The organism is Sphingobacterium sp. JUb56 (genome assembly GCF_014191365.1).
Classification (GTDB): domain Bacteria; phylum Bacteroidota; class Bacteroidia; order Sphingobacteriales; family Sphingobacteriaceae; genus Sphingobacterium; species Sphingobacterium anhuiense.
Genome location: NZ_JACHWL010000001.1, coordinates 4,372,707 through 4,392,023 on the forward strand (window position 1 = coordinate 4,372,707; position 19,317 = coordinate 4,392,023).

Genomic DNA, 19,317 nt, shown 5'->3' on the forward strand with positions numbered 1-19,317 from the left:
TTTTGTTTATATGATTTTTTCTAAAATATTAATATAATCGTCAATGCCTTTCCTAATTTCATCCAAGAAAATAAACTCATCGGCCATATGCGATCGTCCGGAGAAGCCCGGTCCTAACTTCACAGAAGGTATCCGCAACAATGCTTGATCACTCATTGTAGGAGAGCCATAAGTCTTTTTTCCAAGACTAACACCTGACAAAACAAGAGGATGATCTTCTGGAATAGAAGATGAATTTAAACGTGTTGAACGAGCATGGACATCAGATTGTACATGTAGTTTTATTATTTCTAATGTTTCTTCATTACTGTATGCATCTGTTGTTCTAACATCGACAACATAATCGCAAGTTGCGGGAACAACATTATGTTGAACACCACACTGAATCATCGTCACGGACATTTTAATGGGTCCTAATTTATTTGATTCACGCTCAAACTGGTAGGATCTAAACCATTCGATATCTGCTAATGCATTATATAAAGCATTTTCTCCCTCATCTCGTGCAGCATGGCCTGATATGCCATGAGCAGTGCAATCTAATACCATTAGGCCCTTTTCTGAGATCGCTAAATCCATTAAAGTTGGTTCTCCTACTATAGCAAAATCTAAAGTTCCTAAATCTGAAACAATTGATTCAATTCCACATTTACCGGAGATTTCCTCTTCAGCAGTAGCTGCTAAACAAAAATTATATTTTAAATCTTTGTCTTCATAAAAATGTAGAAAAGTTGCAATCAAAGAAACCAAACATCCACCTGCATCATTACTTCCTAATCCATAAAGCTTTCCATCTACTATATCTGGAGAAAATGGATCTCTTGTATAACCAGTGTTTGGTTTTACAGTGTCATGATGTGAGTTCAACAGTATCGTAGGTTTATCGGTACTATACCATTTATTATAAACCCAAATATTATTTGCTTTTCTGTAGGGAACAATTCCTTTCGCAGTAAAGAATTGTGCTATTATCGTTGCAGTTTCTTCTTCCTCTCTACTAAAAGAAGGGGTACGTATTAAAGACTTTAATAAGGCTAAACTTTCTTCAAATAACTCAACTCGATTATTCATTGTAGAGGCCTCCAGCTTTTTGTGCAGACAATTTTATTCCTTTAATAAATGCGGAACTGAAACCATGGTGTTCCATTTCATTAAGCCCTGCAATAGTACACCCCTTTGGCGAAGTCACCTTATCAATTTCACTTTCAGGATGTGATTGAGTTTGCAATAATAAATCTGCGGCACCTTTTGCTGTCTGAACAGCCATTTTAAGAGCATCATGCGCATGAAAACCAATTTCTACTCCACCCTGTGAAGCTGCTCGTATAGCTCTCAAGAAAAAAGCAATACCACAAGCACATAATGCAGTAGCAGAAGTCATTAAATCTTCGTTAATAACTACAACTGCGCCCACCGTTTCAAACATAACTTCTACATCCTTCACAATATCTGAAGGTGCATTATCAGTTGCAATACATGTCATCGACTGACCAATTGCAATTGCTGTATTTGGCATTGCCCTTACGACCAATGCATTTACACCAAGCACTTCTTTTATATCAACGCAACTTACCCCAGATACAACAGATACAAAAACCTGATTAGAACCTTGAACTATCGGAGCTATTTCTTCCAAAACTTTTCGTAATTGTTGTGGTAAAATTGCAAAGACAATAATATCGGCATCTCTAACTGCTTCGATATTACTATCTGTAACAACAAAACCATCTTCCCTTTCTTGATTTAAGGCTTTAATATTACGTCTTGTTAAAGTGATTTGATCTGCATTACAAAACTGATTTTTTACTAATCCTTTTGCAAGAGACAAACCAATATTCCCTGTTCCGATAATGGTAATTCTTTTCATGATTAAAGTTCTATTTTAAGGTCAAACAAGTGCCAAATTGGCCCTGTTGGAATAAGTGCAAATTATTGGCATGACCAATATACACATTCCGAACACCTTTTTGTATAGCATCGAATGCATTTTGCAATTTTGGTACCATTCCATCATGAATAACACCGTCTTCCTTTAACTGTAAAAATTCGTCGGCACGGATTGAATTAATTACAGACTGTTCATCATTGATATCTTTAAGTACACCATTTTTTTCAAAACAATATACTAGAGATGTATCATATAATGATGACAGCCCAACAGCTAAAGCTGATGCGATCGTATCTGCATTGGTATTTAAAAGTTGTCCTAAACCATTATGAGTTATTGCAGAAAATACAGGAACAAATCCCGCTTCCAAAAATTTCTTAATAGAAGCAGTATTGACAGAATCGTGCAAAATATCCCCGACAAAGCCGTAATCAATATCTTTAACAGGTCGCTTTATTGCTTTAATTGTACCTCCATCTGCACCACTTAAACCAATAGCATCACATTGTAAAACTTGAAGCTTTGCAACAATATTTTTATTAGTTAAACCCGCGTACACCATTGTAACAATCCGCAACATTGCTTCATCTGTAATTCTTCTGCCTTCCACCATCTTAGCTTCAATTCCCAAATCTGTTGCAATACGTGTCGCAATCTTTCCTCCTCCATGCACTAAGATTTTTTTGCCAGGCAAAGCTGCAAATTTTTCCAAAAATGAGTCTAACAATACTTCATCATCGATAATATTGCCACCAATTTTTATAATATTAAGGCCACTATTTGACATCTTTCTCTCTAAATCTTCCAAAATAATTTATTTACAGACCTATTTATTTTTTTCTAAGCTTTCAAGCATACGTTTTAAAACAACCTGTGCAGCCCATACACGATTACCAGCTTCCTTAATGACTAAAGAATTAGGCCCATCAAGTACCTCTGCGGATAATTCTAAATCACGTCTTACTGGTAAGCAATGCATAACCTTTGCGTCATTTGTTAACGCTAATTTCTCATTATCGATTAACCAATTTTCAATAACTGGATATACTTCACCATATTCCTCATAAGAAGACCAATTCTTTACATAAACAAAATCTGCATTTTTGAGACTCTGATCTAGATCATTTGAAATCTTCGCACCCTCAGTAAACTCTTCAGACAATTGATATCCCTCTGGATGTGCTATAGTGAAATCAACCAGGCCTTCAACCTGCGCTTGACACATCCACTCTGAAAAAGAATTTGGTACCGCTTGTGGCAAAGCTTTTACATGTGGTGCCCACGCTAAAACAACCTTTGGTTTTTCTGTGACTTTATATTCACTTATTGTTATAATATCAGTTAAACTCTGTAAAGGATGGCGGGTTGCACTTTCCAAAGACACAACTGGAACACCACAATATTCGATAAACTTATTAAATAAATCTTCAGAGTAATCCTCATCCCTATTTTTCAATTTAGGAAAAGAACGTAAGCCCAAAATATCACAATACTCACCCATTACCGCTGCGGCCTCACGGATATGTTCAACAGTAGTTCCGTTCATTACGACACCATCTTGAGTCTCCAATGCCCAGCCATCTTTATCCATATTCATAACCATGACATTCATTCCTAAATTCATAGCTGCTTTTTGAGTACTTAAACGTGTGCGCAAACTTGGGTTCAAAAATACCAGACCCAATGTTTTGTATTTGCCCAAACTTTCCAAAGTGTTAGGATTAGCTTTCAACTCCATTGCTTCTTTAACTATTTCAGAAACACTAGCAACATCTTTAACTGAAAAAAACTTTTTCATATATTTATCTTATTCAAAAAACTAACCTTCCAAAATTTCTGTAAAAGCCGTTAAAAATTGATCGGCCATTTCTTTTGTTGTATTTAATGCGGGCAATAAGCGTATTACAGTAGGCTTTGCTTCACCTGTAAATATTCTATGCTTTTCCAACAGATCTTTTCTTACATGCGCTAATTCACTAGGTAAATCAATACCTATCATCAATCCTCTTCCTCTTACTTCAGAAATTTGATCAAACTTGCGTAATTCTTCAATTAAATAAGATCCAACAGTAGCTGCATTTTGAATTAAACTATCCTGTTGAATAACTTCTAAGACAGCAACAGCGGCTGCACAAGCCAAATGATTTCCGCCAAAAGTAGTTCCCAGCATACCGTATGTTGCCACAAATTTTGGAGCGATGCTAATTGCACCGATAGGAAAACCATTACCCATACCTTTTGCCATAGTATAAATATCAGCTTCTATCCCAGCATAATCATGAGAATAAAACAAACCAGAACGGCCATAACCACACTGTACTGAATCAGCGATAAATACAGAAGCATACTGGTCGCAGAGTGTGCGTATCAGACGAAGAAATGAAACAGACGCTTCCCTTATGCCACCAACACCCTGTATACCCTCAATAATCACCGATGAAATTTCCTCGCCATAATTTTTGAAAGCATTAGATAAAGCATCTTCATCATTAAAAGGTAAGAAAATGACGTTATCAGTCTCATTGACAGGAGCAATAATACTTGGATTATCAGTACAAGCTACTGCCAAAGATGTACGACCGTGAAATGCCTTTGAAAAAGCAATCACTTTTTTTCTTGAATTATAAAAAGAAGCCAACTTTAACGCATTTTCATTTGCCTCTGCGCCTGAATTACATAAAAACAAATGATAATCCTCTTTCCCAGAAACTTTACCTAATAATCGAGCTAATTCACGCTGAATAGGAATCTCCACAGAATTCGAATAAAATCCAATTTGATTTAATTGTTCTGTGATACGTTGAACATAATGTGGATGCGTATGACCAATTGAAATCACAGCATGACCACCATATAAATCCAAGTAAGGATTTTCTTCGGCATCCCACACCGTTGAGCCCTGTGCTCTTACAATATTGATTGGATTAATGGGATAAACGTTAAATAAGTCCATTGATAATGAATAAATAATTAAATGAGAAACATAAGTCCGATATGCATTGCAAATATAGCTAAGTCTTCCTAAAAATCCGTTAAAAATAAAAAAGCCTATCATTTTCATGATAGGCTTTATATCTAAAAAAGTTAAAGAACTAGTCTTTGTTTTCTTCTTCTGTAGACGCAGTAACATCCGTTTCAGCTGGAGCTTCTTCAGTAGTATCAGCTTTCTTCTTAGAAGTACCACGACGACGAGTTGCTTTTTTCTCAGTAGCAGCTTTAGCACCGTAAATTTCATTATAGTCTACCAATTCGATGAATGCCATTTCAGCATTATCACCTAAACGATTTTCCATTTTGATAATACGTGTATAACCACCTGGACGATTAGCTACTTTTTCCGAAATTTCACGGAACAATATAGTAACAGCCTCTTTATCTTTTAAGTAAGCGAAAACAGTACGACGAGAGTGAGTCGTATCGTTTTTAGATTTAGTAATCAAAGGCTCAACATATTTACGTAACGCTTTAGCTTTTGCTAAAGTTGTTGTAATACGTTTATGTTTTACTAGTGACGTTGCCATGTTAGCTAACATTGCCTTTCTATGGCTGTCAGTACGACCTAAGTGATTTACTTTTTTTCCGTGTCTCATTTTTAATTTAATTTTAATGTATATACCGTCTCTTCACAGAGGGAATTATATACAAGCCGCTTATTAATATATTAATCTTCGTCTAACTTATATTTAGACAAGTTCATTCCAAATGATAAACCTTTCGATTTAACCAATTCTTGGATTTCGCTTAATGATTTTTTACCGAAGTTTCTGAATTTCAACATATCTGCTACGTCATAAGTAACTAATTCAGATAGTGAGCGAATATCAGCAGCTTTCAAACAGTTCAATGCGCGAACTGATAGATCTAAGTCAACTAATTCCATTTTCAAAATTTTACGCATATGTAAAATTTCTTCATCAACAACTTTAGTTTCCTCTTTAGTCTGAGACTCAAGAAGCATATTCTCATCAGAGAATAAGATAAAGTGTTGAATTAAGATTTTAGCAGCTTCTTTTAAGGCTTCTTCTGGATGAATCGAACCATCTGTAGAAATATCTAACAACAATTTCTCGTAGTCAGTTTTTTGTTCTACACGGTAGTTCTCAATGGTAAATTTAACATTCTTAATCGGAGTAAAGATCGAATCAATCGCGATTAATCCTACAGGACCATCAACGACTTTATTCTCATCAGCATTTACATAACCACGACCTTTAGCTACGCTCAATTCTACTTCAATTGTAACCGAGCTATCCATGTTACAGATAACCAAATCAGGATTTAATACTGTAAAGTTGTTTGAGAATTTTGTGATATCACCAGCTGAGAATTGCTCTTGACCATTGATTACTACAAATATCTTTTCGCTATCACCTTGATCACCAGTTTTTTGAAAACGAACTTGTTTCAAATTCAAAATGATCTCCGTAACGTCTTCAACTACACCTTTGATAGTTGAAAATTCGTGCGAAACGCCTGAAAACCTTATCGACGTAATTGCATATCCTTCTAATGAGGACAATAAAATACGGCGCAAAGCATTACCAATGGTTACACCAAAACCAGGCTCCAATGGACGAAATTCGAACGTACCATCAAAATCTGTAGATTTTTGCATGATAACTTTATCCGGTCTTTGAAATGCTAAAATTGCCATTTATTTCTTTTTAAAGTTTTTGTAATAATACTTGCAATACAATAGAATATGCATAATCCATAATGGACTATGCATATTGCTACTTTATTTATTATTTAGAGTATAACTCTACGATTAAGTTCTCTTTGATATTCTCAGGAATGTCAGATCTTTCAGGGAAACTTAAGAAAGTACCTGTAAGTTCTTTTGCATTCCACTCCAACCATGAGTATTTGTTGATAATTCTACCAGCAACTGAATCAGTGATTGTTTCAAGAGTTTGAGAACGCTCACGAACAGCGATTACATCACCTGGACGTAAGCTATATGATGGAATGTTAACTAATTCTCCGTTAACAGTAATGTGTTTGTGCGATACTAACTGACGTGCAGCAGAACGAGTAGGGGCAATACCTAAACGGTATACCGTGTTATCTAAACGAGCTTCTAATAATTTCAAGAAGATCTCCCCTGTAATACCTTGTTTTGAGGCAGCTTTAACAAACAAATTAGCGAATTGACGCTCTAACACCCCGTAAGTGTATTTTGCTTTTTGCTTTTCTAACAACTGAATAGCGTATTCAGATTGTTTACCTCTGCGTTTAGATGCTCCATGTTGTCCAGGAGGATAATTCTTTTTTTCTAACGCTTTATCTGGGCCGAAAATCGGCTCTCTAAATTTACGGGCAATTTTGGACTTAGGTCCTGTATATCTAGCCATTTTTTTTCTCTTAAAGTATCTATTAGCCTTTAGCTAATGAATCTTATCTTTAACCTAATTAAACTCTTCTACGTTTTGGAGGACGACAACCGTTGTGAGGAAGTGGTGTGATATCTTTGATAGTTGTCACATCGATTCCAACAGTTTGTAATGTTCTGATAGCCGACTCACGTCCAGCACCAGGTCCTTTTACGAATACTTCTACTTTGCGTAGACCTAAATCGTATGCAACTTTTCCACAGTCATTTGCTGCTTGTCCTGCCGCGTACGGTGTATTCTTTTTAGACCCTCTAAAACCCATTTTCCCAGCACTTGACCAAGAAATAGTTTGACCTTGATTATTAGTCAAAGTTACAATGATATTATTAAACGTAGCATTGATGTGTGCTTGACCAACAGGCTCAATAACAACAATACGTTTTTTTGCAGCTTTTTTAGTTTTAGCCATTTCTTAATTTTTATTTAGTAGCCTTTTTCTTGTTTGCAACTGTCTTACGTTTACCCTTACGAGTACGAGAGTTGTTTTTAGTGCGTTGACCACGAACTGGTAAATGCTTACGGTGACGTAATCCACGGTAACAACCGATATCCATTAAACGTTTAATGTTTAATTGAATTTCAGAACGTAAAGCACCTTCCACTTTAATCTCATCAGAAATCAAAGTACGAATTGCTGCTAACTGATCATCATTCCAATCTTGAACTTTAATGTCATGACTGATTTCCGCCTTATCTAAGATAAGCTCTGCTGTTGTACGACCGATACCAAAAATGTAGGTAAGGCCGATAACACCCCTTTTGTTTTTAGGTAAGTCAATACCTGCTATCCTTGCCATATATGTTTAGCGATTATTTTTAAATAATTAACCCTGACGTTGTTTGTACTTAGGGTTCTTTTTGTTGATTACAAAAACTTTTCCTTTGCGACGAATGATCTTACAATCAGCGCTACGTTTTTTTATTGATGCTCTTACTTTCATGATTTTAATATTTTCAAAAGCTTGCACTATCAGACTACCAGTCCGTTATTTATAACGGTATGTGATACGTCCTTTAGTCAAATCATAAGGAGACATTTCTAATTTAACTTTATCCCCAGGCAAAATTTTGATATAGTGCATACGCATTTTACCAGAAATATGAGCAATGATTTCATGCCCATTTTCCAATTCCACCCTAAACATAGCATTAGAAAGTGCCTCTCTAATTATTCCATCTTGTTCAATTGAGGCTTGTTTAGCCATATATTCTTGATTATTATTTTGTTAAATAGCCTGCAAACAGGAGTGCAAAGATATATAAAATAATTGAAAATCAACTATTTTTCACCTAAAACTTTCTCTACATGTTCAAATGTCAACAGCACATCGGGTTCACCTTTTCGAATAGCGACCATTTGCTCGAAGTGCGCCGACAGTTTACCATCAACAGTACTTACTGTCCATCCGTCATCCCAAAACTTCACGCCTGCCTTTCCTGCGTTGATCATTGGTTCAATACAAATAACTAAACCAGACTCTAGCTTAGCACCAGCACCACGTTTACCGTAGTTTGGCACCTCAGGTTTTTCATGTAAATGAAAACCGACACCATGTCCAACTAATTCTCGTACAATACCAAAACCATATTTAGAAACATGTTCCTGTATAGCTGCACCGATATCTCCAACACGTTTTCCAGCTACAGCTTGCTCTATGCCTTTGTACATAGATTCTTTTGTTACATCAAGTAACAGCTGCGCCTCTTCAGTAACATTACCCACACCAAAAGTGTAGGCTGAATCACTAATAAAACCGTTTAGATTTACGCCACCGTCAACAGAAACAAGATCTCCATCTTTGATTATATAATCACTTGGAAATCCATGAACGATCTGATCGTTAACAGAAATACAAAGTGAGTATGGAAATCCATGATAATTAAGGAACGCAGGCGCACCACCATTATCATGGATAAACTCGTAAGCTAACTTATCAAGAGATAAGGTGGTGATGCCAGGTTTAATAACCTTAGCAACTTCACCAAGCAATTGCGAAAGTACATTTGCAGACAAACGCACTCGCTCTATTTCTTCCTCTGATTTATAATATACTTTAGACATCTAAAGAATTTAAATTGCCGACTGATCTACACCCTCAACTGACGCAGGAGTTCTTCCTTTTATACGTCCAGTTTTCATTAATCCGTCATAGTGACGCATCAATAAGTGGCTTTCAATTTGTTGCAAAGTATCCAACACAACACCTACCAAAATCAATAAGGACGTACCTCCGTAGAAATGCGCAAATTGATTATTAATACCGAATAAACTTGCAATAGCAGGTAATATAGCAATAATCGCAAGGAAAATTGCTCCCGGGAATGTGATATTTGAAATCACACGATCAATAAAGTTACTTGTTTCTAGACCTGGTTTGATACCTGGAACAAATCCACCATTTTTCTTCATATCATCAGACATCTGCTGAGGATTAACCATAATTGCTGTATAGAAAAATGTAAATGCTATAATCAAAACAGCAAAAGTTACATTATAAGCAACAGATGTATAGTTACTCAACGATGTTAAGAAATCAGACTGAAGATTAGGGAAAAATTGACCCAGACTCATTGGCACAAACATAATCGCTTGCGCGAAAATGATTGGCATTACACCAGCAGCATTAACCTTTAATGGTATATACTGTCTTACTCCACCCACTTGTTTGTTTCCAACAATCTTCTTTGCATATTGAACAGGAATCTTACGAACTCCTTGTACAATTAAAATTGTAAATACAACGACAAAGAACAAAGCTAAAAACTCCAATAATAATGGAATTGGTCCACCACCACCTTTACTCATACGTGATACCCACTCCGCAGTAATACCACTTGGCAATTGTGCGATAATACCAGTCATAATGATCAAGGAAATACCATTACCAATACCTTTATCAGTAATCTTTTCTCCTAGCCACATTACAAACAAAGTACCCGCTGTCAAAACTATTGCAGTAAGAATAGTGAACATAGGATCTGCTAATGTTTTCGCAGCAGGCTCAATTTGAGTTCTAACATACGCAAACGCTTGAAGCAAAGTAATCGCTAACGTTAGATAGCGCGTAATTTGATTCATTTTAGTACGACCACTTTCACCCTCTTTCTGCATTTTTTGGAAATAAGGAACCGCGATGCCCAGTAACTGAACAACAATGGATGCCGAGATATAAGGCATTACACCCAATGCAAAGATAGCTGAGCGAGAGAATGACCCCCCTGCAAACATATCTAGCAACCCAAGTAATCCTTCTTTTTGACCGGAAGCCAAAGCTTGAGGATTAACTCCAGGTAATACAATATGACATCCAATACGGTAAATCAGAAGAAATAGCAACGTATTCAAAATACGTGTACGTAAATCGTCTATTTTCCAAATATTGGTTAAGGTTGTGATTAGTTTCTTCATTTATTAAAGTTTAACAATAGAACCGCCTGCTGCTTCAATAGCTGCTTGAGCAGAAGCCGAGAACGCATGTGCTGTAACTTCAACTTTTGCTTTCAACTCACCACGACCCAAGATCTTAACTTTATCTTTCTTAGCTACTAATCCATGAGCAACTAATTCTTCCAAAGTTACAATAGTCAAATTATGCTTCTCAACTAATTCTTGCAAAGCATCTAAGTTTACACCATTATACTCTACGCGGTTTAAGTTTTTGAAACCAAATTTAGGCACACGACGTTGCAAAGGCATTTGACCACCTTCAAAACCGATCTTTGTACTATGACCTGAACGAGAACCTGCTCCTTTGTGACCACGTGTAGAAGTACCACCGCGACCAGAACCTGTACCACGACCAATACGTTTACGATTTTTTACGGAACCTTTTGCAGGTCTTAAATTACTTAAGTTCATTTTAAAACTAAATTGTGTTAGGCCTTCGCTTTCACTAAACAGGTCCTAACTATTAAAAAATTGATTGATAGCAAGTAATGGAAAAGACCCTAAAGCCCTTTCCATATGCTAATATTAAATAGTGCTGATAGCTACTAAGTGATTCACTTTTCTCACCATACCAATGATAGCAGGTGTAGCTTCAACTTCTACTGAGTGATTGATTCTTTTCAACCCTAATGCCTCAATAGTTTTCTTTTGGCGCTCGCTTCTGTCGATAACGCTCTTTATCTGGGTGATTTTAATTTTTGCCATGATAATTAACCGTTAAATACTTTGTTTAAATCGACACCGCGGTGCTGTGCTACTGTGTACGCATCACGCATATTAGCTAAAGCGTCAATAGTTGCCTTTACCACGTTGTGTGGGTTAGATGAACCTAATGATTTTGCTAATACGTCTTTAATACCTGCAGATTCTAATACGGCACGCATTGCACCACCTGCTAAAACTCCTGTACCTGCGATTGCTGGTTTAATCAAAACTGAACCACCTGAATATTTACCATATTGAGCGTGAGGAACAGTACCTTTGATAATAGGAACTTTAACTAAGTTTTTCTTAGCGTCATCAATTCCTTTCGTAATTGCTTCAGTAACCTCTTTCGCTTTACCTAAACCGAAACCAACGATGCCGTTTTCATCACCTACAACCACGATTGCAGAGAAACTGAAAGTACGACCACCTTTAGTAACTTTAGCTACACGTTGGATACTTACTAAGCGATCTTTTAATTCAATCTCGCTTGATTTTACTCTTTTTATATTGCTTAATGCCATTTCTTCTATGATTAAAAGTCTAAACCGCCTTCGCGAGCACCTTCAGCCAAAGATTTGATACGGCCATGGTATAAGTACCCATTACGGTCAAAAACTACTTTACTAATTCCAGCTGCAACTGCTTTTTCTGCAACCAATTTACCTACTGCTTTTGACTGCTCAACTTTGTTGCCTGAAGCAGCAAAATCTTTTGAAGTGCTAGAAGCTGACACTAATGTCTTTCCTGCAACATCATCAATAATCTGAGCGTAGATACCTTTATTACTTCTAAAAACTGACAAGCGTGGACGCTCTGTTGATCCAGCCAGGTGTTTTCTGATTCCTTTTTTGATTCTCTCTCTACGAGATGCTTTATGTCCTGCCATGGTTATTATTTTTTAGCTGATTTACCTGCTTTTCTTCTTAATACTTCACCTACAAACTTAATACCTTTACCTTTGTATGGCTCTGGTTTACGGAAACCGCGGATTTTCGCTGCAATTTGACCGATTAATTGTTTGTCGATAGATTCTAAAGTGATAGTAGGATTTTTACCTTTATCTGCAGTAGTTGTTGCTGTAATTTCCTTTGGCAACATAAATACAATCTGGTGAGAGAAACCTAAAGTTAACTCTAATACATTACCAGTACATGCTGCACGGTAACCTACACCGACTAATTCTTGAGTAGTTTTGTATCCTTCAGTTACACCGACAACCATGTTGCTCAATAGAGAGCGGTATAATCCGTGTAATGCTTTGTGTCTTTTTTGATCTGTAGCACGAGTTACAACGATGTTACCATCTTCTTGAGCAACTGTAATGTCACGATCAACTTGTTGTGTTAATTCACCTTTAGGGCCCTTTACCGTAACTAAATTCTTGTCAGATACAGTCACCGTTACACCAGCAGGTATAGCGATAGGCGCTTTTCCAATTCTTGACATTTCTTTGTGATTTTCCTAGATTAATAAACGTAACATAAAACTTCACCGCCAACATTTTGTAAGCGAGCTTCTTTGTCTGTCATAACTCCTTTAGAAGTTGACAAAACAGCGATACCCAAACCATTCAAAACACGAGGCATAGTCTCAACACTTGCATACTTTCTTAAACCAGGTTTACTCACACGTGTCAACGTACGAATAGCCGAGATCTTGCTAATAGGATTGTATTTCAAAGCAATTTTAATTGTGCCTTGAACTCCAGTCTCTTCAAATTTGTAATTAGCAATGTAACCTTTATCAAAAAGAACTTTAGTAATTTCTTTTTTAAGGTTCGATGCAGGAATTTCAACAACCCTGTGGTTGGCCTTAATGGCATTCCTTACTCGTGTAAGGTAATCCGCTATTGGATCTGTATTCATTATATATAAAATTGTGACAACGGTTTCCTTCCCAACCTTTGGGACAGACCTTTTATCGATTAATAAATTTTAACGTAAAAAACCCTAGCAAATCTTATATAAGATTTGCTGGGGCAAAATTACTTATTTTTTTGATATTACCAAGAAGCTTTTTTAACCCCCGGGATCTTACCGTCTAACGCCATCTCACGGAATGTAACACGAGAGATACCGAATTGACGCATATATCCTTTAGGACGTCCTGTTAATTTACAACGGTTGTGTAAACGAACTGGAGAAGCATTCTTAGGTAATTTATCTAATGCAGCATAATCACCAGCAGCTTTTAACGCAGCACGTTTGTCAGCAAATTTAGCTACTAATTTAGCGCGTTTTACTTCGCGAGCTTTTAATCCTTCCTTAGCCATTGTTATTAGTATTTTGATTTTTAAATGGTAAACCGAATTGTTTCAACAATTCTAAAGCCTCAACATCGTTTCCTGCGCTAGTCACGAAAGTGATGTCCATACCTTGAATTTTGTTGATTTTATCAATGTTGATCTCAGGGAAAATGATTTGCTCAGTAATACCTAAGTTGTAGTTACCTCTACCGTCGAAACCTTTATCATTGATACCACGGAAGTCACGAATACGTGGAAGTGATACAGCGATTAAACGATCTAAGAACTCATACATGTTGTTATCACGCAAAGTAACACGTGCACCAACAGGCATACCTTTACGTAATTTAAAGTTTGAGATATCTTTTTTCGATTTAGTTGCAACAGCTTGTTGACCAGTAATTAATGTTAACTCTGAAAGAGCATTATCAATTAATTTCTTATCTGAAGTAGCAGCACCTACACCTTGTGAAACAACGATTTTCTCAAGCTTAGGAACCTGCATAACACTTTTATACTGGAATTTTTCTTTAAGTGCAGTACGGATTTCCTCCGCATATTTCACTTTTAATCTTGGTACGTAAGTCATTATTTAATTTCCTCCCCTGATTTTTTTGCTACACGAACAATTTTACCATCTTCGTTAACTTTACGACCTACACGTGTAGGAGCTCCTGTTTTAGGATCAATGAAAGCTAAGTTAGAAATATGGATAGCTGCTTCTTTTTCAATAATACCACCATTAGGATTAGCCGCACTTGGTTTAGTGTGTTTTTTGATGATATTAGCGCCTTCTACAACAGCTCTATTAGCATCCACTAAAACTTGCAATACTTTTCCTTGAACACCTTTAGAGTTACCAGCGATAACTTTCACTAAATCACCTTTTTTGATCTTGATTTTGTGTGTAGTTGTTGTTGTTTTTTTGTATGCCATAATTATAAAACCTCCGGTGCTAGTGATACAATTTTCATGAACTGTTTCTCACGTAATTCTCTAGCAACTGGGCCAAAGATACGTGTACCACGTGGTTCATCATTATTATTTAATAATACTGCAGCATTGTCATCAAAACGAATATAAGAACCATCTTTACGACGAATTTCTTTTTTAGTTCTAACAACTACAGCTTTAGAAACAGTACCTTTTTTTACGTTTCCTGAAGGTAAAGCGCTTTTGATGGTAACAACAATTTTATCACCTATCGAAGCATAACGCTTACCTGTGCCACCTAACACACGGATTACTAAAACTTCTTTAGCTCCGCTGTTATCAGCAACATTTAGTCTTGATTCCTGTTGTACCATGTTATTTAGCTCTTTCTAATATTTCTACTAATCTCCAATTCTTAGTCTTACTCAGCGGACGAGTTTCCATAATTAATACCGTATCGCCGATACCACAGGTATTAGTTTCGTCATGAGCAGTAAATTTAGTAGTTTTTTTAACGAATTTACCATAGATAGGGTGTTTCACTTTACGCTCAACCTTTACTACGATAGATTTCTCCATTTTATTGCTAACTACTAAGCCGATTCTTGTTTTTCTTAATTGTCTTTCCATTTCGACTTTAATTTATGCCTCAGAGGCTGTTTCTTTTTTAGCTGCAGCTTTACGAGCAGTCAACTCCGTACTAAGACGAGCGATTTCTCTACGAGCCGTTTTGATTACATTAGGGTTCTCAATTGCAGAAACAGCATGTGCAAATTTCAATTTGCTAAGGGCAGCTTTCTCTTGTACTAAACGAGCAGCTAGATCCTCTGTTGATAATTCTAAAATTTCTGAATTTTTCATTTTATTTCAGTTGTTATATTGGGTTATCATTAGTTTATATATAGCCTTAGGAGTAACGGTCCTAAGGCTAAAAAAATGATATTACCAACGATTTATGCTTCTACGTAATCTCTACGTATAACAAACTTAGTTTGAACCGGAAGTTTTTGAGCAGCAAGGCGTAAAGCTTCTTTAGCAATTTCTAAAGATACTCCTTCTGCTTCAAATAACATACGGCCTGGGCGGACTACGGCAACCCAGTATTCTGGAGCTCCCTTACCTTTACCCATACGTACCTCTGCAGGTTTTTTAGTAACAGGTTTATCAGGGAAGATACGGATCCAAACTTGACCTTCACGTTTCATGTAACGTGTCACTGCAATACGAGCTGCCTCGATTTGACGGCTTGTGATCCATGCTTCCTCCAATGATTTGATACCGAATGAACCGAAAGCTAACTCTGCTCCACGAGAAGCGTTACCTTTCATACGTCCTTTCTGCATCTTTCTGAACTTTGTTCTTTTTGGCTGTAACATGTTCGTTATCTATTTTAATCCCGCCAGAGACGGGATATATTAAAATCTTATTATTAATTAATCTCTTTTTGCACCACGGCTGTTTCCACCACGATTATTGTTTCCACCACGACGGTCACCACCACGACCACCTTTACGGTTGTCACGGCGATCAGCACCACCTTCGTTTCCACCACGCGTTTTCACACCAGAAGCTTGACCAATGTTTGGAGATAAGTCACGTTTACCGTAAACCTCACCTTTACAGATCCAAACTTTGATACCGATTTTACCGTAAGTAGTTAATGCTTCAGCTAATGCATAGTCGATATCAGCACGTAATGTGTGTAAAGGAGTTCTTCCTTCTTTGTACTGCTCAGAACGTGCCATTTCAGCACCACCTAAACGACCAGAACACATTACTTTGATACCTTCAGCACCCATACGCATTGTCGAAGCAATTGTAGTTTTCATTGCACGACGGAATGAAATACGAGCCTCTAATTGCTTAGCGATACCTTCAGCTACTAATTTTGCATCTAACTCAGGACGTTTGATCTCGAAAATGTTAATTTGAACATCTTTCTTAGTGATTTTCTTTAACTCTTCTTTAATCTTATCAACTTCCTGACCACCTTTACCGATAACGATACCAGGTCTTGCTGTATGAATAGTTACTGTGATACGTTTTAAAGTTCTTTCAATAACAACTTTTGCTACACCACCTTTTGCTATACGAACAGAAAGATATTTTCTAATCTTTTCGTCTTCTACTAATTTATCGGCATAGTTTTTTCCTCCGAACCAATTAGAATCCCAACCTCTGATGATTCCTAATCTGCTACCTATTGGATTTGCTTTTTGTCCCATTTCTCAATAAATTAGTTTTGTTCAACGTTAGATTTACTGTCAACGATCAAAGTAACATGGTTCGAACGTTTACGAATTCTGTAACCGCGACCTTGAGGAGCTGGACGTAATCTTTTCAATTGACGACCACCTGCTACTGATACTTCTTTAACGTATAATTGACTATCTTCAACTGATTTACCTTCGTTTTTAGCTTCCCAGTTTTTAATTGCAGATAATAATAATTTCTCTACACGGATTGCTGCTTCCTTGCTTGTATGCTTCAAAATATATAAAGCATTCTCTACTTTCTCGCCACGAATTAAGTCCACTACTAAACGCATCTTACGAGGTGAAGTAGGGCAATTTAATAATTTGGCAGTAGAAGCTCCTCCTATTTGAGCTTTCTCTTGCTCTTTGCGCTGTTTTATTAAAACAGACTTTTTAAGTTTTTTTGTTGCTTCCATTACCTATTATTTTTTCTTTTCTGCGTGGCCTCTGAATGTACGCGTAGGAGCGAATTCGCCTAATTTGTGACCTACCATGTTTTCCGTTACATAAACAGGGATAAATTTATTCCCGTTGTGCACTGCAAAGGTATGACCAACAAAATCAGGAGAAATCATTGATCTGCGAGACCATGTTTTGATAACTGACTTTTTGTTAGTTTCATTCATAGAAAGAACTTTTCCTTCTAAGTTGTGATCGATATAAGGACCTTTTTTAATTGAACGAGCCATTATTTTTTCCTTCTCTCAATGATGTAACGATTCGATGTTTTCTTCTTGTCGCGTGTTTTGAAGCCTTTAGCTAAAACACCTGTGCGTGAACGAGGCTGACCTCCTGAGGTACGACCCTCACCACCACCCATAGGGTGATCGACAGGGTTCATAGCTACACCACGAACTCTTGGACGACGTCCTAACCAACGGTTACGACCAGCCTTACCTAACACTTCAATTCTTCTATCGTGATTAGATACCGAACCGATTGTAGCCACGCAAGTCAATAAGATCATACGTGTTTCACTTGAAGGTAATTTAATAATAGCGTATTTACCATCACGAGCAGACAATTGCGCATAAGTACCAGCCGAACGAGCGATTGAACCACCTTGACCAGGGTTCAACTCAATGTTATGGATGATAGAACCCAATGGAATATTTGCTAATGGAATAGTATTACCTACTTCTGGGGCAACTTTTTCACCTGCGACTACAGTCATTCCAACTTTTAAACCAGCTGGAGCGATGATATAACGTTTCTCACCATCAGCATAATGCAATAATGCAATACGTGCTGTACGGTTTGGATCGTACTCAATTGTAGCTACTGTTGCAGGGATATCTTTTTTATCGCGTTTGAAATCTATTAATCGGTATACTTTCTTGTGTCCCCCACCGATGTAACGCATAGTCATTTTACCGGATTTATTACGACCGCCCGATCTTTTGTTGCTTCCAACTACTAATGATTTTTCAGGAACATTAGTTGTTACGTCAGAATAGTCAGCGCCTACTCTGAAACGAGTACCAGGGGTTACCGGTTTGAATCTTTTAACTGCCATCTCTAATTATATAGTACTGTAAAAGTCAATAGTTTCGCCATCTTTAATTGTAATGACAGCTTTTTTATACTTAGGAGCTCTACCAGATACGAAACCTGCTTTTGTGTAACGGCTTTTTGCTTTACCTGCTACTACTGCAGTATTAACCGCAAGAACAGTAACACCAAACATAGCCTCAATAGCTGTTTTGATCTGAATTTTGTTAGCTCTGTGATCTACTTTGAAAGCATAACGGTTTAATTTTTCCGTTAAAAATGAAGCTTTCTCAGTTAAGATAGGTTTTTTAATAATGTCCATATTACTTAGCTAATGCCTCCTCCAAAGTTTTAAGCGAACCTGTAGTAAATAATAACTTAGCCGCATTTAATACATCATATGTATTTAATTGATCTACAGTTGTTACTTTTACTTTTTTCAAGTTTCTGCTTGATAAATAAACGTTATTATCTTGCGCTGATAAAACCAATAAAGTTTTCTCATCTGCTACATTCAAAGCATTTACAAAAGCAACATAATTTTTAGTTTTGATTGAGTCAAATTTAACTTCATCCAATACTACAACATTGTTATCAATTGCTTTGTAGCTTAACGCTGATTTACGTGCTACTTGTTTCAATTTTTTATTCAATTTGAAACTGTAATCACGTGGTTGAGGACCGAATACACGACCACCACCATTAAACAATGGAGATTTGATAGAACCCGCACGAGCACCACCAGTACCTTTTTGTTTGTGTAATTTACGAGTTGAACCCGCGATTTCATTACGTTGTTTAGATTTGTGAGTTCCTTGGCGTTGATTCGCTAAGTATTGTTTCACGTCCAAATAGATCGCATGATCGTTAGGCTCTAACCCAAATACCGACTCAGGAAGTTGCACCTTGGCACCTGTTTCTTTACCTGATAAATTTAAAACTTTAACTTCCATTTC

General features: G+C 36.8%; 33 protein-coding genes. All 33 read right to left on the reverse strand.

Annotation, left to right across the window (positions count from 1 at the left end; all coding sequences use genetic code 11):
* Positions 1–6: 6 nt before the first annotated feature.
* The 33 genes from FHR29_RS18585 to rplD all read right to left on the reverse strand — a co-directional run bounded on the left by FHR29_RS18585 (position 7) and on the right by rplD (position 19,314).
* Complete coding sequence (locus tag FHR29_RS18585) at positions 7–1,071, reverse strand: M20 family metallo-hydrolase (protein ID WP_183916268.1); 1,065 nt, start codon at positions 1,069–1,071, stop codon at positions 7–9.
* Positions 1,064–1,867 carry a pyrroline-5-carboxylate reductase gene (proC, locus tag FHR29_RS18590; RefSeq protein ID WP_021190952.1) on the reverse strand — a complete coding sequence of 268 codons (804 nt, stop codon included), beginning with the start codon at positions 1,865–1,867 and terminating at the stop codon, positions 1,064–1,066. The genes FHR29_RS18585 and proC overlap by 8 nt, the downstream gene beginning before the upstream one ends.
* Positions 1,868–1,877: 10 nt before the next feature.
* On the reverse strand, positions 1,878–2,675 hold the full coding sequence (gene argB / locus FHR29_RS18595; protein WP_132843661.1) for an acetylglutamate kinase: 798 nt from the start codon (positions 2,673–2,675) through the stop codon (positions 1,878–1,880).
* 39 nt (positions 2,676–2,714) lie between these two features.
* A complete protein-coding gene (locus FHR29_RS18600; RefSeq protein ID WP_021190950.1) occupies positions 2,715–3,686 on the reverse strand; it encodes an acetylornithine carbamoyltransferase in 972 nt (323 codons plus the stop codon).
* A gap of 21 nt (positions 3,687–3,707) precedes the next feature.
* Entirely contained in the window at positions 3,708–4,841 is a 1,134-nt protein-coding gene (locus FHR29_RS18605) for an aspartate aminotransferase family protein (RefSeq protein WP_132843579.1), read from the reverse strand.
* A gap of 139 nt (positions 4,842–4,980) precedes the next feature.
* Positions 4,981–5,478 carry a 50S ribosomal protein L17 gene (rplQ, locus tag FHR29_RS18610; protein ID WP_132843578.1) on the reverse strand — a complete coding sequence of 166 codons (498 nt, stop codon included), beginning with the start codon at positions 5,476–5,478 and terminating at the stop codon, positions 4,981–4,983.
* A gap of 71 nt (positions 5,479–5,549) precedes the next feature.
* On the reverse strand, positions 5,550–6,542 hold the full coding sequence (locus FHR29_RS18615; RefSeq protein ID WP_108159147.1) for a DNA-directed RNA polymerase subunit alpha: 993 nt from the start codon (positions 6,540–6,542) through the stop codon (positions 5,550–5,552).
* 91 nt (positions 6,543–6,633) lie between these two features.
* Positions 6,634–7,242 (reverse strand): 30S ribosomal protein S4, encoded by a 609-nt coding sequence (gene rpsD / locus FHR29_RS18620; RefSeq protein WP_021190947.1) that lies wholly within the window; start codon positions 7,240–7,242, stop codon positions 6,634–6,636.
* A 58-nt stretch (positions 7,243–7,300) separates the two neighbouring features.
* Complete coding sequence (gene rpsK, locus FHR29_RS18625) at positions 7,301–7,690, reverse strand: 30S ribosomal protein S11 (protein ID WP_021190946.1); 390 nt, start codon at positions 7,688–7,690, stop codon at positions 7,301–7,303.
* Between the two features lie 10 nt (positions 7,691–7,700).
* A complete protein-coding gene (rpsM, locus tag FHR29_RS18630) occupies positions 7,701–8,078 on the reverse strand; it encodes a 30S ribosomal protein S13 (protein WP_132771534.1) in 378 nt (125 codons plus the stop codon).
* Between the two features lie 27 nt (positions 8,079–8,105).
* Entirely contained in the window at positions 8,106–8,222 is a 117-nt protein-coding gene (gene rpmJ, locus FHR29_RS18635; protein WP_038702005.1) for a 50S ribosomal protein L36, read from the reverse strand.
* A gap of 45 nt (positions 8,223–8,267) precedes the next feature.
* Positions 8,268–8,486, reverse strand: a complete 219-nt coding sequence (infA, locus tag FHR29_RS18640; protein ID WP_002997456.1) for a translation initiation factor IF-1 — start codon at positions 8,484–8,486, stop codon at positions 8,268–8,270.
* 74 nt (positions 8,487–8,560) lie between these two features.
* Entirely contained in the window at positions 8,561–9,343 is a 783-nt protein-coding gene (gene map, locus FHR29_RS18645) for a type I methionyl aminopeptidase (RefSeq protein WP_183916269.1), read from the reverse strand.
* A 9-nt stretch (positions 9,344–9,352) separates the two neighbouring features.
* On the reverse strand, positions 9,353–10,690 hold the full coding sequence (gene secY, locus FHR29_RS18650; RefSeq protein WP_038695510.1) for a preprotein translocase subunit SecY: 1,338 nt from the start codon (positions 10,688–10,690) through the stop codon (positions 9,353–9,355).
* Between the two features lie 3 nt (positions 10,691–10,693).
* Positions 10,694–11,140 carry a 50S ribosomal protein L15 gene (rplO, locus tag FHR29_RS18655; RefSeq protein WP_132771536.1) on the reverse strand — a complete coding sequence of 149 codons (447 nt, stop codon included), beginning with the start codon at positions 11,138–11,140 and terminating at the stop codon, positions 10,694–10,696.
* Positions 11,141–11,254: 114 nt separating this feature from the next.
* Positions 11,255–11,434, reverse strand: a complete 180-nt coding sequence (gene rpmD, locus FHR29_RS18660) for a 50S ribosomal protein L30 (protein WP_021190941.1) — start codon at positions 11,432–11,434, stop codon at positions 11,255–11,257.
* 5 nt (positions 11,435–11,439) lie between these two features.
* On the reverse strand, positions 11,440–11,958 hold the full coding sequence (rpsE, locus tag FHR29_RS18665) for a 30S ribosomal protein S5 (RefSeq protein WP_132771537.1): 519 nt from the start codon (positions 11,956–11,958) through the stop codon (positions 11,440–11,442).
* An 11-nt stretch (positions 11,959–11,969) separates the two neighbouring features.
* Entirely contained in the window at positions 11,970–12,332 is a 363-nt protein-coding gene (rplR, locus tag FHR29_RS18670; RefSeq protein ID WP_183916730.1) for a 50S ribosomal protein L18, read from the reverse strand.
* Entirely contained in the window at positions 12,329–12,883 is a 555-nt protein-coding gene (rplF, locus tag FHR29_RS18675) for a 50S ribosomal protein L6 (RefSeq protein WP_021190939.1), read from the reverse strand. Before rplF ends, rplR begins: the two co-directional genes overlap by 4 nt.
* A 20-nt stretch (positions 12,884–12,903) precedes the next feature.
* Positions 12,904–13,305, reverse strand: coding sequence for a 30S ribosomal protein S8 (rpsH, locus tag FHR29_RS18680; protein WP_232789439.1), 402 nt, complete (start codon positions 13,303–13,305; stop codon positions 12,904–12,906).
* Between the two features lie 134 nt (positions 13,306–13,439).
* Positions 13,440–13,709, reverse strand: a complete 270-nt coding sequence (rpsN, locus tag FHR29_RS18685; protein WP_021190937.1) for a 30S ribosomal protein S14 — start codon at positions 13,707–13,709, stop codon at positions 13,440–13,442.
* Positions 13,702–14,271: a 50S ribosomal protein L5 gene (rplE, locus tag FHR29_RS18690; RefSeq protein ID WP_132771539.1), complete on the reverse strand. Its 570-nt coding sequence runs from the start codon at positions 14,269–14,271 to the stop codon at positions 13,702–13,704. The genes rpsN and rplE overlap by 8 nt, the downstream gene beginning before the upstream one ends.
* The gene (gene rplX / locus FHR29_RS18695) at positions 14,271–14,618 is read right to left on the reverse strand and encodes a 50S ribosomal protein L24 (RefSeq protein ID WP_132771540.1); all 348 of its coding nucleotides are present in this window, start codon (positions 14,616–14,618) and stop codon (positions 14,271–14,273) included. Before rplX ends, rplE begins: the two co-directional genes overlap by 1 nt.
* A gap of 2 nt (positions 14,619–14,620) precedes the next feature.
* The gene (gene rplN / locus FHR29_RS18700) at positions 14,621–14,989 is read right to left on the reverse strand and encodes a 50S ribosomal protein L14 (protein ID WP_021189647.1); all 369 of its coding nucleotides are present in this window, start codon (positions 14,987–14,989) and stop codon (positions 14,621–14,623) included.
* 1 nt (position 14,990) lies between these two features.
* Entirely contained in the window at positions 14,991–15,245 is a 255-nt protein-coding gene (gene rpsQ / locus FHR29_RS18705) for a 30S ribosomal protein S17 (RefSeq protein WP_021189648.1), read from the reverse strand.
* A 12-nt stretch (positions 15,246–15,257) separates the two neighbouring features.
* A complete protein-coding gene (gene rpmC / locus FHR29_RS18710; protein ID WP_021189649.1) occupies positions 15,258–15,476 on the reverse strand; it encodes a 50S ribosomal protein L29 in 219 nt (72 codons plus the stop codon).
* Positions 15,477–15,568: 92 nt separating this feature from the next.
* Positions 15,569–15,991 (reverse strand): 50S ribosomal protein L16, encoded by a 423-nt coding sequence (gene rplP / locus FHR29_RS18715; protein WP_021189650.1) that lies wholly within the window; start codon positions 15,989–15,991, stop codon positions 15,569–15,571.
* 57 nt (positions 15,992–16,048) lie between these two features.
* Positions 16,049–16,840: a 30S ribosomal protein S3 gene (gene rpsC / locus FHR29_RS18720; RefSeq protein ID WP_183916270.1), complete on the reverse strand. Its 792-nt coding sequence runs from the start codon at positions 16,838–16,840 to the stop codon at positions 16,049–16,051.
* A gap of 11 nt (positions 16,841–16,851) precedes the next feature.
* The gene (gene rplV / locus FHR29_RS18725; RefSeq protein ID WP_021189652.1) at positions 16,852–17,286 is read right to left on the reverse strand and encodes a 50S ribosomal protein L22; all 435 of its coding nucleotides are present in this window, start codon (positions 17,284–17,286) and stop codon (positions 16,852–16,854) included.
* Between the two features lie 6 nt (positions 17,287–17,292).
* A complete protein-coding gene (rpsS, locus tag FHR29_RS18730; protein WP_021189653.1) occupies positions 17,293–17,559 on the reverse strand; it encodes a 30S ribosomal protein S19 in 267 nt (88 codons plus the stop codon).
* Entirely contained in the window at positions 17,559–18,386 is an 828-nt protein-coding gene (gene rplB / locus FHR29_RS18735) for a 50S ribosomal protein L2 (protein WP_021189654.1), read from the reverse strand. The genes rpsS and rplB overlap by 1 nt, the downstream gene beginning before the upstream one ends.
* A gap of 6 nt (positions 18,387–18,392) precedes the next feature.
* Positions 18,393–18,683 (reverse strand): 50S ribosomal protein L23, encoded by a 291-nt coding sequence (gene rplW / locus FHR29_RS18740; protein ID WP_021189655.1) that lies wholly within the window; start codon positions 18,681–18,683, stop codon positions 18,393–18,395.
* A gap of 1 nt (position 18,684) precedes the next feature.
* On the reverse strand, positions 18,685–19,314 hold the full coding sequence (gene rplD / locus FHR29_RS18745) for a 50S ribosomal protein L4 (RefSeq protein WP_021189656.1): 630 nt from the start codon (positions 19,312–19,314) through the stop codon (positions 18,685–18,687).
* Between the last annotated feature and the right edge of the window lie 3 nt (positions 19,315–19,317).